17 protein-coding genes are annotated in these 13,864 nt (G+C 52.4%); 9 read left to right on the forward strand and 8 right to left on the reverse strand.

Going from position 1 to position 13,864, the window contains the following annotated elements; genetic code table 11:
- Positions 1-212: 212 nt before the first annotated feature.
- The gene (locus AYW79_RS07205) at positions 213-665 is read left to right on the forward strand and encodes a PepSY domain-containing protein (protein WP_197460920.1); all 453 of its coding nucleotides are present in this window, start codon (positions 213-215) and stop codon (positions 663-665) included.
- Positions 666-764: 99 nt separating this feature from the next.
- Here the strand turns inward: AYW79_RS07205 and speD are convergent, their stop codons facing one another.
- Together speD and AYW79_RS07215 are read right to left on the reverse strand one after the other, a co-directional pair.
- The gene (gene speD / locus AYW79_RS07210) at positions 765-1,154 is read right to left on the reverse strand and encodes an adenosylmethionine decarboxylase (RefSeq protein WP_067563840.1); all 390 of its coding nucleotides are present in this window, start codon (positions 1,152-1,154) and stop codon (positions 765-767) included.
- 336 nt (positions 1,155-1,490) lie between these two features.
- The gene (locus AYW79_RS07215) at positions 1,491-2,210 is read right to left on the reverse strand and encodes an FAD-dependent thymidylate synthase (RefSeq protein WP_067563843.1); all 720 of its coding nucleotides are present in this window, start codon (positions 2,208-2,210) and stop codon (positions 1,491-1,493) included.
- A 137-nt stretch (positions 2,211-2,347) separates the two neighbouring features.
- Between AYW79_RS07215 and AYW79_RS07220 the strand changes: the two genes are divergently transcribed.
- The gene (locus AYW79_RS07220) at positions 2,348-3,211 is read left to right on the forward strand and encodes a zinc metalloprotease HtpX (protein WP_067563845.1); all 864 of its coding nucleotides are present in this window, start codon (positions 2,348-2,350) and stop codon (positions 3,209-3,211) included.
- Between the two features lie 48 nt (positions 3,212-3,259).
- On the opposite strand, the gene AYW79_RS07225 is transcribed toward AYW79_RS07220, so the two are convergent.
- Positions 3,260-3,928: a hypothetical protein gene (locus tag AYW79_RS07225; RefSeq protein WP_067563848.1), complete on the reverse strand. Its 669-nt coding sequence runs from the start codon at positions 3,926-3,928 to the stop codon at positions 3,260-3,262.
- A 146-nt stretch (positions 3,929-4,074) separates the two neighbouring features.
- Between AYW79_RS07225 and AYW79_RS07230 the strand changes: the two genes are divergently transcribed.
- Positions 4,075-5,322, forward strand: a complete 1,248-nt coding sequence (locus tag AYW79_RS07230) for a M23 family metallopeptidase (RefSeq protein ID WP_231877759.1) — start codon at positions 4,075-4,077, stop codon at positions 5,320-5,322.
- 54 nt (positions 5,323-5,376) lie between these two features.
- Here the strand turns inward: AYW79_RS07230 and pstB are convergent, their stop codons facing one another.
- Positions 5,377-6,129 (reverse strand): phosphate ABC transporter ATP-binding protein PstB, encoded by a 753-nt coding sequence (pstB, locus tag AYW79_RS07235; RefSeq protein ID WP_067563854.1) that lies wholly within the window; start codon positions 6,127-6,129, stop codon positions 5,377-5,379.
- Between the two features lie 158 nt (positions 6,130-6,287).
- Positions 6,288-6,503, reverse strand: coding sequence for a hypothetical protein (locus AYW79_RS07240; RefSeq protein ID WP_067563856.1), 216 nt, complete (start codon positions 6,501-6,503; stop codon positions 6,288-6,290).
- A 105-nt stretch (positions 6,504-6,608) separates the two neighbouring features.
- Between AYW79_RS07240 and AYW79_RS07245 the strand changes: the two genes are divergently transcribed.
- Positions 6,609-7,040: a hypothetical protein gene (locus AYW79_RS07245; protein WP_067563859.1), complete on the forward strand. Its 432-nt coding sequence runs from the start codon at positions 6,609-6,611 to the stop codon at positions 7,038-7,040.
- A gap of 62 nt (positions 7,041-7,102) precedes the next feature.
- A complete protein-coding gene (locus AYW79_RS07250; protein WP_079289886.1) occupies positions 7,103-7,528 on the forward strand; it encodes a CBS domain-containing protein in 426 nt (141 codons plus the stop codon).
- 181 nt (positions 7,529-7,709) lie between these two features.
- Here the strand turns inward: AYW79_RS07250 and AYW79_RS07255 are convergent, their stop codons facing one another.
- Both AYW79_RS07255 and AYW79_RS07260 read right to left on the reverse strand, forming a co-directional pair.
- Complete coding sequence (locus AYW79_RS07255) at positions 7,710-7,922, reverse strand: alpha/beta-type small acid-soluble spore protein (protein WP_067563865.1); 213 nt, start codon at positions 7,920-7,922, stop codon at positions 7,710-7,712.
- A gap of 117 nt (positions 7,923-8,039) precedes the next feature.
- Positions 8,040-9,170 (reverse strand): citrate/2-methylcitrate synthase, encoded by a 1,131-nt coding sequence (locus AYW79_RS07260; RefSeq protein ID WP_067563868.1) that lies wholly within the window; start codon positions 9,168-9,170, stop codon positions 8,040-8,042.
- Between the two features lie 156 nt (positions 9,171-9,326).
- On the opposite strand from AYW79_RS07260, the gene lgt reads away from it, so the two are divergent.
- The 3 genes from lgt (at position 9,327) to rnz (ending at position 12,438) form a co-directional block, all read left to right on the forward strand.
- Positions 9,327-10,130, forward strand: coding sequence for a prolipoprotein diacylglyceryl transferase (gene lgt / locus AYW79_RS07265; RefSeq protein ID WP_067563871.1), 804 nt, complete (start codon positions 9,327-9,329; stop codon positions 10,128-10,130).
- A gap of 172 nt (positions 10,131-10,302) precedes the next feature.
- Entirely contained in the window at positions 10,303-11,418 is a 1,116-nt protein-coding gene (locus tag AYW79_RS15210) for a C40 family peptidase (RefSeq protein ID WP_082864652.1), read from the forward strand.
- Positions 11,419-11,463: 45 nt separating this feature from the next.
- Complete coding sequence (gene rnz, locus AYW79_RS07275; RefSeq protein ID WP_067563887.1) at positions 11,464-12,438, forward strand: ribonuclease Z; 975 nt, start codon at positions 11,464-11,466, stop codon at positions 12,436-12,438.
- On the opposite strand, the gene AYW79_RS07280 is transcribed toward rnz, so the two are convergent.
- Positions 12,424-13,665: a threonine synthase gene (locus AYW79_RS07280; RefSeq protein WP_067563874.1), complete on the reverse strand. Its 1,242-nt coding sequence runs from the start codon at positions 13,663-13,665 to the stop codon at positions 12,424-12,426. The two genes, rnz and AYW79_RS07280, sit on opposite strands and share 15 nt — an antisense overlap.
- A 61-nt stretch (positions 13,666-13,726) precedes the next feature.
- Here AYW79_RS07280 and AYW79_RS07285 point away from each other — a divergent pair.
- On the forward strand, positions 13,727-13,864 hold a 138-nt coding region (locus tag AYW79_RS07285; protein ID WP_197467711.1), incomplete at its 3' end, for an aspartate 1-decarboxylase.

Consider the following 13,864-nt stretch of genomic DNA (forward strand, 5'->3'; position numbering starts at 1 on the left):
ACGATCCTCAAAACGAACACAAACGATAGTATACAACGCCATTGCGCAAAACACAACTGAGTTCAGTGGTATACATCCTCAGCCTCTCAGGAGATCACAGCATTTTCGCCTTCCTTGCAGAACGATGGAGTATTTTATCCAAACTCGGGGAAACTGTGGGAATGCCCCTGCCTACCGCTATCCAAACGAAAGTGAAAGGAAGACGAATGAAAATGACGAACACATTCCGCACAAAACGAACGATGCTACACATGGCGGCAAGCCTTTCCGTTATCGCCGCGTTGACTGTCTCAACAGCGCTTCCTTCCTTTGCAGAGACAGAGCGGCATACACACTTTGGACGCGAACACAATGTGATGGATAGCTCTGTGAAAGTTCCTCAGGAAACGGTCTCCCAGGCCATGCAGGCTGCTCGCGATGCGTTTAACCGCGTCCTTACACCTTTTGCGCGCATTACGCCTGAAGCTGCCAAAGCGGCCGCATTAAAAGAGGTAAAAGGCAGTCAATGCCAAGAAATCACACTCCATGTGATGAGACAAAATCTTGTCTATATCGCACTGCTGACAAAACCTGATGCGCGTTATATGGTGATCATTGATGCGGGAAACGGTAAGATTCTCGGCATGCGACAAATGCACATGAAACACCACGCGCAGAGCTTTTGATTGTTAAAAACGCACCTCAGGGGAATCCCCTGAGGTGCGCAAACACAAAATTGGTGGCACACCGCGTCAAGCGTTTGGGCCACCTTCTTGTCTTTTATACTACGATTGAAGAACCTCGATCTTCTGATTCGGCATCGCGATCGGACCAAGTCCTCGCGGCAATTCGACCGACTCGCGACGTGTCGCACCTAATGCTTTTGTGATCAAGTCACACGCTACGTTTGGATCGATGCGATCACCGCAAGTATACACATCAATGCTTGCGTATCCATGCTCCGGAAAACTATGAATGGTCAGATGCGATTCCGAGATGATCACCACACCGCTCACACCTTGCGGAGCGAACTTGTGAAAAGCCACCTCGCGAACTTCAGCCCCAGATTCGAGCGCCGCACTGACCATGACTCGCTCAATTCCATGAAAGTCGTTTAAAATATCGGCATTACATCCCCATAATTCTGCAATGACATGACGTCCTGCTGTATCCATAACAAAACGCCCCCCTTTGTAAGAGTTGCCCGTGCCCTCCCAAGCACGGCGGGACCGGGGCAATCCACCACGGGGGAAAGTTAGTCCTGTGAGGTCCTAACCCTTTAAGAGGATGCTGGTTCCTATGAGACAGACTGAAGATATCGACGTGAGGTACGAGTGTTAGTATAAGGTGGTGCTAAACAATTTGCAACCTCTAACGAAAATAGACAGAAATCGTTCAACGACGTCAGCTACAACAACTAGCATATCCGAAATCCGCAAAAACGTTCCTCAGATGATCTTGGCGCAGTCACCAATTTTCAAAAGCTAAAGCAATCTGACGATCAGCACGCTTTAATCCCACATGGAGCGCATCGCGCCATACTCACGCATCAAATTCTCATAAAGTTCAGGCTGCTCTCGCTTCAATTTCATCCTCATCCGTTTCCACGCGTGCGCCTCTGGCCCATAATAGTCATAGATTGTATCCCACAGCTCTTCGTCCTGTTCACGAACGAGCTTGAACATCGCTTCGACGACCTGCCGAGTATCCATTTGTGCGCCCGGAGACCAAATCCGTTGAGGAAAGACCGCTTCAATCAAGCTCGTCAGATTAAAATCCAGCAGATAGTGAAGCTGGACTGACATCGGAGCGATCGTGCGCGCCGCCTGCAATCGCTTCTTTTGCATCGGGTCTTCGGTTTGCGGGTCGATGCCGTGAACGAGGTTTCTGTACGCTTTCAGATGCGCCTCTCCAAGTTCCCGATAAACAGGATCGTCATCCTCAGCCGGAGGGATAAACACGGTCGCCTCGTTCGCTCTGAGGCCGCCACACGCGCGCATGTTGAGTGTTGTATACGTCACCAGATGGTCATAGACCACTTTCGATGTGCGAAACTCAAACCGGGCCGACTCCCCCCGAAAAATCGCAAGGGTATCCCCCTTTTTAATGATATTGATCGGTCGCTTGCGATTATCTGTATCAGGTTTTCCCAAATAGACTGCCGCCGCGTGCGCGAGAGAGCGGCGGTCTGGGTCTGTATAGCGAACCAGCGAAACTGAAAAATGATCCACAATCCTCACCTCAATCGAAAAGATACGTCGTGAAAACCTCCATCAAACTATATCACATCCTGCTCAAGAACCACGGCGATTTTCACGCGCGGATGATGGTATACTGAACAAAGAGATAAGACAAGGAAGGGATTCGCATGAACACACTCAAAACGTGGATGCTCATGACCATCCTCACTGTATTTATTGTTTTGATCGGCACGCTCTTTGGGCGCAACGGCGCAACGCTCGCGCTCATCGTCGCAGTTGCCATGAATGGTTTCAGCTATTTTTTCAGTGATCAAGTGGCCTTAGCGATGAGTGGAGCAAAACCGGTCACGGAGCGCGAGGCGCCTACGCTCTATGCGGCGATTCGTCATTTGTCGACGCGCGCAGGCCTGCCTATGCCACGCGTATTCATCGCGCCGTCGCAGCAACCAAACGCCTTTGCGACAGGCAGAAATCCGAAAAATGCCGCCATCGTCGTGAACCAGGGGTTGCTCGACATATTGACAGAGCGCGAACTGACCGGCGTCCTCGCGCACGAGATGTCTCACGTTCGCCATCGCGACATTCTTGTGGCGACCGTTGCCGCAACCCTTGCCGGCGCGGTTACGTGGCTCGCGCACATGCTGCAGTGGGGTCTTTACTTTGGCATGGGGAATGATCGACGCAATCAGAATGTCATTGCCGATCTCGTCGTTATCATTCTCGCGCCGATTGCCGCCGCCATGATTCAAATGGCGATTTCACGTTCGCGCGAATACAAGGCTGATGCCGGCGCAGCGCACTTGACACGCGACCCAGACGCGTTGGCTGATGCGCTGGCAAAGCTTGGGCACACCTCACGCTTTGGCACGTCAAACACTTCACGCTATGATGCGCCGTCCACAGCGGCAGCCGCGTTTGCCCATCTTTACATTGTCAATCCGCTGCGGGGTCAGACGCTGGCCGGACTCTTTAGCACTCACCCCCCCACAGAAGAACGCATTCGCCGTCTACGTCTGATGAGAATTGCATAAAAAGAACTGCCGAAATGACTCTCGGCAGTTCTTTTTTATTACGTTTCTTTAGAATGCAACGTTTTGACCGCGATCCGCCTGCATCACAGAGGATACTCCCCCTGCATTTTGCCCCTGTCCAAAGTAAGAAGACTGACCATATCCAGAGGATGATGCCCCCATGGCGTTCGTCGCTCCCTGCTCCGAAATGTTTTGATCCGCCGACAAAACAGATTGCACAGCAGAAGCGTTGGATTGTGATCCGCCACCCATCGATGACGAGTAGCCGCTTTGGGAAGAAGCATTGTAGGGACTGCGGGACATCGTGTTGTAATTGCTATAGCTCGGAGTCCCTTCGCGTGTCTCATAATTGCGATCCGCCTGCATCACCGACTGAACGTTTCCTGTCGACCCGTAAGAAGCGTTTTGCCCATACGATGACCCATAGCCTTGGCTGCGAGACATCGTATTGTAATTGTTGTAGCTCGGCGTCCCTTCTTGCATCTCATAACTCCGATCCGCCTGCATCACTTGACCCATTGAACCTTGTCCCATAGAGCCAGAGGACTGGAAGTTTTGATACGCAGGTTGCCCAAACGTCGACTGTGTCGTCTGTGACGTCTGATACGAAACCGATTGCGCGATTTGTTGAAGCTGCTGTGACGCCTGTTGACAAAGATTCATGGCATTACTGCAGAGTTGTTGGCTGTGTTGCAACTGCTGTTGAATGGAATTCAAGGGCGACGCCTCCTGTGGGTGTGTTGTTGTACGTCCACGACGCTCATGAAGATTTGCGTGGGTTCTTAAAAAGTACGATCGTAGTGTTCCCACAGCCTTTTTAGGTATGCGATATCGCGCATTCGGCGGGCACGTAATATTTGGCAGTGTTCATTCCACACCTTGCGAGCACACTAGAGGACATCGCGGAAGAATCCGTCTCGATTCTCTGCACAACCTTTACGGGAACATCCTCACGGATGAGTTCGAAGAGCGGGGTGGTCATCATGCTACGCATCATAAAACGAAGAAAAGTGCAGCCGTCACCTCTTATTCGCGCTGCCTTTCCAGGACTCGTTAGTTGCCTCGTTGCGTTTCCACTTGTATGCAGCACCCTGTCAGCACACGCCACCGCAGAGCTGTCACATGTGCCAAAACACCCATCGATCCCAGTCAATGGGATGTCCGATCAGGCGACACAAGCCATTCCCGACTGGTATCGCAGAGCATCCGCTCGCAACGGCATCCCTTGGTATCTTCTCGCAGGGCTTGATGTGTATGGCGCAACGACGACAAAAGTTCCTCCGGATGTGGTGCGACCAAAGGGCAAACCGATCACTGTCACTGGCTATCGCTTCCCGACAACATTTTGGCAAGGACTGTTTAATCCTGTACAGAATGATGACAATCCAAAACGAATTGCCCTCTTTGAAGGACGCGGACGCGATGGCGACAATGATCACAAGGCGCTACAAGACGATCCGTACGATCGTGTCGAAGCGATTGCCGCTTGGCTTCGCAGCGGAGGGCAAACTGAACAGGATCAAATGAACGTTTTGTGGAATACACTCAACAATCCTGCGGGTGTCGAACGCATTCTCGCTCTGTCCAATGTCTACAGAAAATTCCAGACGACACAACTAACCGCCAGATGTTTTCCTCTCCACAAGCGCTACAATTATTCATTTCGCGATACGTGGGGCGAAGGCAGAAGTTTTGGAGGAAGGCGAATTCATGAGGGTACCGACCTGTTTGCAGATTACGGGACACCCGTCCTTAGCACATGCTATGGCTATGTCGAACTGATCGGTTGGAATCGATTGGGAGGATGGCGAATCGGTTTGCGATCGGCCGACAATCAATACTTTTATTTCGCTCATCTTTCTTCTTACGCAAAACAAATCAAGCAAGGCGCGATCGTTCGGCCCGGCCAAGTGATCGGATACGTCGGCAGCAGCGGATATGGGAGACCTGGCACGTCAGGGAAGTTCCCACCCCATCTCCATTTTGGGGCGTATCGAGACACAGGAACGCGCGAGTGGGCGTTTGATCCATACCCGCTACTCAAACAGTGGGAGCGAAAACCGCAAGTGGTGATCTATCCCGAATCCAAGAAAAATAAAATCAAACACTGACGCATGTCCGAGTAGGGTTTAAATCCCTATTCGGACATGTCGCATTCACCTCTTTTACCCGAATCGACCCGTCACATAATCTTCTGTCCGCTGATCGCGCGGTGTTGTAAAAATCTGCGTTGTAGGCCCATGCTCAACCATCTCACCCGAGAGGAAAAAAGCGGTCGTATCCGCCACTCGCGCAGCCTGCTGCATATTGTGAGTCACGATCACGATCGTATATGTTTGTTTAATCTCTTCAATCAATTCTTCAATTCTAAGCGTAGATATCGGGTCAAGCGCAGAAGCAGGTTCATCCATCAGTAGTACATCCGGCTCAATCGCGAGCGCTCGCGCAATACACAGTCGCTGCTGCTGCCCGCCTGATAGTCCTGTGCTCGACTTTTGCAAGCGATCCTTTACTTCATCCCAGAGCGCCGCCATGCGCAACGATTTTTCAACCTGATCAGTGATCACAGAGCGTTTTGCATATCCATTTAGCCGCAATCCCACTGCCACGTTATCGAAAATAGACAGTGTCGGGAAAGGATTCGGCCTTTGAAAGACCATCCCAATATTTCGGCGAACTGTCACCGGATCCATTTTGTAAACATCTTGCCCATCAAGTCGAAGTTGTCCCGTCATTTTTGCACCGGGAACCGTCTCATGCATGCGATTAATGCAGCGAACAAAGGTTGACTTGCCACACCCCGAAGGCCCAATAATCGCAGTCGCCTGATTGGCCTGCATCGTAAGCGAAACTTCATTTAAAACGCGATGAGATCCAAAGTACGCCGATACATTTTCTGCAGTTACTGTTTTCCCCATGTATGTTTCTCCATTCAGAAAACCCCCCATGAGCAAAAGACGAAGGGGGGCTCCATCGTAAACGTAGCGATGGATACGCGACAAGGCTGTCCCACTCATTTTACGAGAGGGATAGCCCTATGCGCAATGGAGCAGCGCGCCGTTTTGCTTCACTCGCATCAATCTCTCATAGACGTGTCGTGTTCCGGGTGCATAAATCGCCCCAGCATAGATTGCGTCTGTAAATCTTTGACGTCTTTTTCGTAAATCGCGCGCGTCGCGCCAGGATCGTGTTCACTCGCGTACTGATCGCCCGAGAGAATACTCGGATCAGTGTGTTCATCAAATGTTTCGAGTGGAGTCTTCCGAAACGGCGCTTCAGGCCCCTTTGACATCATAACCACCCCCATGATTTATTGTTAGTTTTCCCACCATCCAGAATGCATATGTAGAGGGCTTGACCGATATAGATCAACATCTGGACAAAAAGGTGTGATCGCGTGAACCATCCTTCTGCTCAAACGGACGAGCCGTTACAGCGCGGCCCGGAACAAATCTACAGTCGCACGACAGGCTGGATTTTTCTTCTCCTTTTTCTTGCGAGTTTTCTGCCACTCGGATTAAAAACCTATCTCACATTGACAGGCGAGATGGCGATCATTCATCTCATTCTTGGACTCGGCGGACTCATCGCGGCGCATTCTGTAAAACGCACACAAACAATCTATGGAGTCGGCGCCGGCGCTTGGCTCATCGTAATCGGCGTCACAGGTAAAGGGAATCCATTTGGGCTGCCCATCGCTTCACTCCCACTTGATCACGCGCTTCACACGGTGTTAGGAATCTGGGCATTCTACGGACCGCTGCTTCATTTTCCGTGGAAACGAGTACTCAAGCGGTCACATGACGCAAAGACAAACTCCCAAGAGTAGAGCGTGACCAGAACGCGTACACTACTTCTGTTTCAATACAAAACGAGGCAGGAGGAATGAGAATGAAGGTACGGGATTTAATGACGTCCCATGTTGTGACATGCGCGACAAACGCGACATGTGAAGATGCGGCGAAAAAAATGCGCACAGAAAAAGTCGGTTCCATCCCTGTGGTCGAGGGAAGCAAACTTGTCGGAATCATTACAGATCGCGACATTGTTGTAGAGTGTGTCGCACAAGGAAAGTCCTGCAGTGAGACGCAGGTTGCGACCATCATGACGAAAAATCCGGTCACCTGCACGCCTGAAACCGATGCGCATGAAGCCGCTCGCATGATGGCGCGAGAGCAAATCCGGCGATTGCCAGTCATCGAAAACGGCACACTCTGTGGCGTCTGTGCATTAGGCGATTTGGCTGTGGTTGACATTCATGTCAACGAAGCGGGCGAGGCGCTTAGTGGCATCTCTGAACAGACACAGATCCACTAAGTAGTTGAAGCGACATTCTATTGTGGCGGTACGTCCCCCCGCTTGGGTGGGCGTACCGTTTTTATTGATTCATCCGCATCGATGAAGGGTGCATCGTTCCCGCCGTGCCATCTTTAAAAGGCCCTCACCGCAGTGAGGGCCTCGACAAACGTATTCAATTGTCACCGGAAAGAGACCAAAATTACCGACCAGCGAGTTGTTGTTCTGCAAGCGCCACGAGTTTACGGGTGATATGACCACCAATCGCGCCTGTGTCGCGGGTCGTCATTGTCCCCCAGTACCCGTCTTGCGGGGTTTGAATCCCCAACTCACCTGCAACCTCATACTTCAACTGATCGAGGGCGCGAGAAGCGCCTTTCACTAAGAGCGTGTTGGACTTTTGTCCTTGTGCCACGCTGACCACCTCCTTCGTGATGATAGTGTACCCGCGATCGAGTTCACTACACTGTCACTTTTTGGTGGATTGTCCTTCGCGCAACAGCCACGCATCTTTTCAATTCAATCCATTCTTTTAACGATCCTCTAGCTTCACAAAAGCGCGGCGCTTGATCCCGATAAAATCAGCACGCGGACGAATGAGGCGATTGTGGCGGTATTGTTCCAAGACGTGCGCCGTCCAACCAGAAATGCGACTGACTGCAAACACAGGTGTGAAGAGATGAATCGGAATGCCCATCATGTAATACATGGAGGCAGAGTAAAAATCGACATTTGGGTTGAGTTTTTTCTTCTCACGAACAACCGATTCTACGACTTTTGAGATCTCGTAATACGTCGTATTGCCTTTGCGTTCACCCATCTCCTGGCTCATGCGGCGAAGATGCGTCGCGCGCGGATCCTCCGTGTGATATACGCGATGGCCAAATCCCATGATCCGCCGCTTCTCTTCGAGCGCCTTTGTGATCCACGCTTCAGCGTCCTCCAAATGGCCGATCTCTTTTAACATCAGCATGACCTGCTCATTGGCGCCACCGTGTAAAGGGCCTTTTAATGTACCGACGGCTGACGTGACTGCAGAGTACAGGTCAGACAGTGTTGCCGCAGTTACGCGCGCAGAAAACGTACTGGCATTTAATTCGTGATCAGCGTGAAGGATGAGCGCAATGTCAAGCGCACGCGCGTCCCGTTCATCTGGCTCTACACCATTTAGCATATACAGAAAATTGCCCGCCAGACTCAAATCCTTGCGCGGTTCAATCTGCGCTTGCCCAGTCTTGTAACGCTCAATCGCAGTCACCATGGTGGGCAATTGCGAGACGAGACGAACCGCCATGCGGACACTCGCGTCATAGGAGGTATCTCCGTCATCCGGGTCAAAAAGGCCTGAGGCAGAAACGAGCGTCCTTAACATTTCCATCGCATTCCCCGTTTTGGGGAGCGTTTTCAACACCTCCACCGCACCTTGACTGAGCGCTCGTTCGGTAGAAAGAGATAAACGAAAAGATTGCAGTTGTTCCGTTGAAGGAAGTTCGCCGTGCCACAACAAATAAATAACTTCTTCAAACGTACTGCCGCCACCGACCAAATCGTGAATATCGTAGCCACGATAGACGAGACGGCCTTCATCCCCATCGATAAAGCAAATTTCACTGGATGCAGCTACGACATCTTCGAGTCCTTCTGAAAACTGAGATTCAGACATACGATTCCCTCCGCCGCTTCAGGTTAGGCAACCCATCGCCTACATTATACTCCTGCATCAGCAATCCACAACATGGTAATCAAGCGATTCTTCCACGAAGAAGCCTTGTCCGAAAAGATTTGGTACAATGTGGACAGTCAATCAAGGAGGTTCTCCATGCACCAATATTGGTTTTTTATCGGTTCCTACCCCGTTCGCGCATACAGCACCCTCTTTTTGCTCGCGTTTCTACTCGGCCTCGGCGTGACAGTATACATCGCACGCGTCGAAGGAAAAAAGCATCTCGTCGATCACATCATGAACCTGGCTCCCCTGCTTTTTATCGGTGGACTGATCGGCTCGCGAATCTGGCAGGTTTTTTTCTTCGACTGGGCGTATTACAGCGTTCATCCTGGACAAATCATCGCGATCTGGCACGGTGGGCTCTCGATTCAGGGTGGGATCGTCGGAAGTTTATTAGTGGCGCTTTGGTATTTACGGCGACACAAGCTTTCATTTTGGGAACTCGCCGATTTGTTTGCGCCAGGAATCATCTTGGGACAAAGCATTGGCCGTGACGCCAACCTGATGAATGGCGATGCATTCGGCTCTCCAACAGGTGGAAACTTTGGTTTGCTCTATCCTGTAGGTACGCTCGCGCGAGCCACCTATGGAAATCGACCGCTGTGGCCCGCCGAAGTGTGGGAGGGACAGGGTGACGTCATCATCTTTGCACTCCTGTTGATCATGAAGCAGCGCAGATGGCCGCGCGGTGTCATTTTCCTCACTGAAAACTTGCTCTACAGTCTCGAACGCTTTTTGCTGGAGATTCTACGCGGAGACAGTCCACGGTTTCTATTTCACTGGGACGCAGCACAATGGACCAGTGCGCCTGTCATCTTGATCTGCATCATCCTTATGCCGTATCTCTATAAGCAGCAAAAAAAGCGAGACGCGCTAGAACTGGAACCTCTTGCCTAAGCCTCACGGCAGCAAGGGTTTTCCCCTTGCTGCCGTGCATCGTCGCGCTTCGTTCGAATGCGAGTAACAAAAATATCCTGCAAATAATCACCCCTTTTTCTCATATTCCCGCGATCGCCTGTCGACACTAGAGATACGCGATCATCGTGAATGCGCGAAAAGGGGTGGGCTTATGTACATTCGATTTCTTCGGGAGGACTATGACCCTGCCACAGGTGTTCTAACCATCTCGGCGCTTCCCATTCGTCGCTCCATCACCGAAGAGTTTGCAGAGGAACTCGGCGAAACGTCGGAAGACATCGGCGACAGCGATGAACCAGATGGCATTCTAAACTATGTGACAGCGAAGCACGCGCACCATGTCAACCTGCGCAAGATTCAACTCGTCGTAGGATCCGCACTCCTTCTCTCTATACCACTCTTTGCCCAAGGCGCCGCCTTCGCTCCGAATGCGGCGGCTGCCGTCTTTAGCGCAGGAACCCTGACGGTTTCCCACGCCGTCTATTTACGGGCAGAGCCGCGCCTTTACGGCCAGGATCGCATGCATCTGCTCAGTCCAGGCACAACCCTTACGGTGATCAATCGACCGAACGCGTCATGGTTCCATGTTCGCACACCGGATGGTCAGACAGGCTATGTCGTTTCACACCCCTACTACGTCGAGGCGCACTACGGTCCCACGCACGTGACGACGACAGCGGCTAGTCGCGGTGCAGTACCAGGCACTGCGGTGACGGGAACGGCCGCAACAGGTTCCGCGATAACCGGTGCCACAGGGAGCCCAACTGCAAATCCTTCGAGTTATTCAGCGCCCACGCAAATCACGACGCCAAGCACCCTGCCGACACTCCCACTCGGTGTTCATCTCGACCCAAACATCACGCCACTCGCACCGCTTCACGCGACGTATGAGCAGAAGTTTCAGGCCGTCCTGACCATCGCACAGGACAAGCTTGGCACACCGTACATTTGGGGGCACAACGAAGATCGCGGGCAGTACGGATTTGACTGTTCGAATTTCACGGAATATGTCTATCACCACGCGCTCGGGTATCTCATGTCGACAGCGAGCCGTGTTCAAGCCACATCCGTAGGCGATCCTGTTCCGATCGGCGATATGCAGCCAGGTGATTTATTAATTTTTAACAACGGCGGACATGTCGGAATTTATATCGGGAATGGACAGATGATTCAAGAAGGCGGCGGCCTCGGCAAAGTCGGCTACTTGCGCGTTAGCCCGGGATCTTATTGGTATAATCACCTTACCGCCGTAAAACGAATGTTTTAACGGTGACGAGTACCTTAAGGGATGAGCGAAGGGATTGCACAAGTGATGGAATTGTATTTTTTGGGGACCGGTGCGGGCGTTCCATCCACCGAGCGAAATGTCAGTGCGCTGGCGCTGCGTTTGGACAAACCTCACGAGACGTGGTTGTTTGACTGTGGCGAAGCAACGCAGCACCAGCTGTTAAAGAGTCCGCTGAGTCCAATGAAAATTCGTCGGGTCTTCATCACCCACCTGCACGGTGATCACGTTTTTGGACTCCCAGGGTTTTTATCCAGTCGCTCTTTACAAGGTGACGCAAATCACCGCGTCACCGTCTACGGGCCAACCGGAATTGAGGAATTTCTGCGACATGCGCTTCGCCATACCTCGACGCATGTTCGCTACGGCTTTGACATCGTCGAGTTTGACCCGACTACGCTTCACACGACGCACTTGTATGAAGATGATCACATCGCGATCACATTCGCACCGCTTCGGCACGGCATACCGACGGTCGGCTTTCTCATTCGTGAAAAAGAGCATCCCGGTGCGCTTGACGCAGAAAAACTGCGCGCACTCGGCGTCGCACCGGGACCCCAGTACGGAGAACTGAAACGCGGGATTGACGTCACACTGGAGGACGGTCGAACGCTAAAACCAGACGATTTCCGCAAGCCAAACACACCTGGGCGACGGGTGGCCATTCTCGGCGACACCGCACCGTGTAAAGAGGCGGTGGCTCTCGCACGCGATGCAGACGTTCTCGTGCACGAGAGCACTTTTTCTGCAAGAGACGCCGCTCACGCTCATCAACACCATCACTCTACCGCGCGCGACGCCGCGCAAACGGCGCTTGCTGCAAACGCGAAGCGATTAATCCTAACGCACATCAGCCCACGCTATCACGAGCGGGCAAACGATCCAGCCGATCTGCCGATCCAATTGTTACAGGAGGCAAGGTCAATCTTTGCGAACACGGATCTCGCCTATGACCACTTTCACGCAGTCATTCCAAGAATTGTTCCCTCAGTCTCTCATTGAAACGCGCTCAATAAAGCGCGAAAAGTCACCAACGTCTGATGCCTGGGGAACATCAAACGGCGCGTCATCTGTGTACTTTAGTCCAGATCCCGTGTTCACGACCAGTACGCGGTCCTTTTCTTTAAGCCAGCCTGACGCGCGCAATACATCCACGCCCGCGAACGCAGCCGCCCCTTCCGGGCAGACAAAAAAACCGTCATCCTGCGCGAGTTGACGGCGCGTATCTGCGATTTGTCGCTCACTCACGCGAATCGCCGTCCCACCTGTCTCACGCAATGTTTTTAGGATCATAAAATCGCCAAGCGCTTTTGGAACGCGCATGCCAAACGCACTCGTAAACGGATGATTGACCGGTACAGACACATCTTCTCCCTGCTCAAACGCGCGCACGAGCGGCGCGCAGCCTTCCGCTTGAACGATCACCATTTTAGGAAGCGGCCCCTGAATTCTCCCCATCGCCTGAAGTTGCGCAAGTGCGCGATGAATCCCGATGACCCCTGCTCCACCACCTGTCGGATACACGATCACATCAGGCAATCCACCTGCAAACTGCTCCGCAATCTCCAGTCCCATCGTCTTTTTTCCCTCCAATCGATACGGCTCACGCAACGTTGAGACATCGTACACTCCGGTCGCTTTGCATAGCGCCTGTGTCAATCTTCCGGCGTCGCCGATCGTGCCATCAACCACATACACATCTGCGCCATACGCGATCATCTCTTTGCGCGGCGTTCGCGGGGCGTCACTCGGTAGGACAATAAGAGCCGGGATCTGCGCGCGTGCAGCGTATGCCGCCCAAGCGGATCCGGCGTTGCCGTTCGTCGGCATGGCAAATGCGCGTACGCCGAGTTCCCTTGCGCGCGACAAACCGACAGATGCTCCGCGCGCCTTGAATGAACCTGTAGGAAGAATTCCCTCATCCTTAACATAAAGATGTCTCAAGCCTATTTTTTTTGCGTAACCAAGAAGTGGCCACACCCCGGTCATCGGCTCATAGAGCGATACGCGGTTTTCCTCGCTTTGAAGCGGGAGCAATTCGTGATAGCGCCAGAGTGTTTTTTCGCGTTCGACGAGCGGATGTTTCTCCCAGGACGCGCGCACGCGCTCAAGATCGTATTCACAGAGATACGGCGCGTCACAGTCGGGGCACGTTTGCTGAATCACGCCCGACGCCGCCTTTTTTTGGCAACGCGAGCACACCAGATTTAAAAGAGCGCTGTAGGACATGCGCACACCTCCACATACAGTCCTTCACACTGTATGTCGAGGAAGCGAGGAGGGTATGGGCATGCTGCGAACGATTTGTAAAGGAAAGATTCACCGCGCCGTCGTCACGGAGGCGCAGCTCGACTACGTGGGAAGCATTACTCTCGACCGACTCCTCATGAAAGAGGCGGACATCCTGCCCTATGAGATGGTTCAGATC

It is taken from the genome of Ferroacidibacillus organovorans (assembly GCF_001642725.1).
GTDB classification, from domain to species: domain Bacteria; phylum Bacillota; class Bacilli; order Alicyclobacillales; family SLC66; genus Ferroacidibacillus; species Ferroacidibacillus organovorans.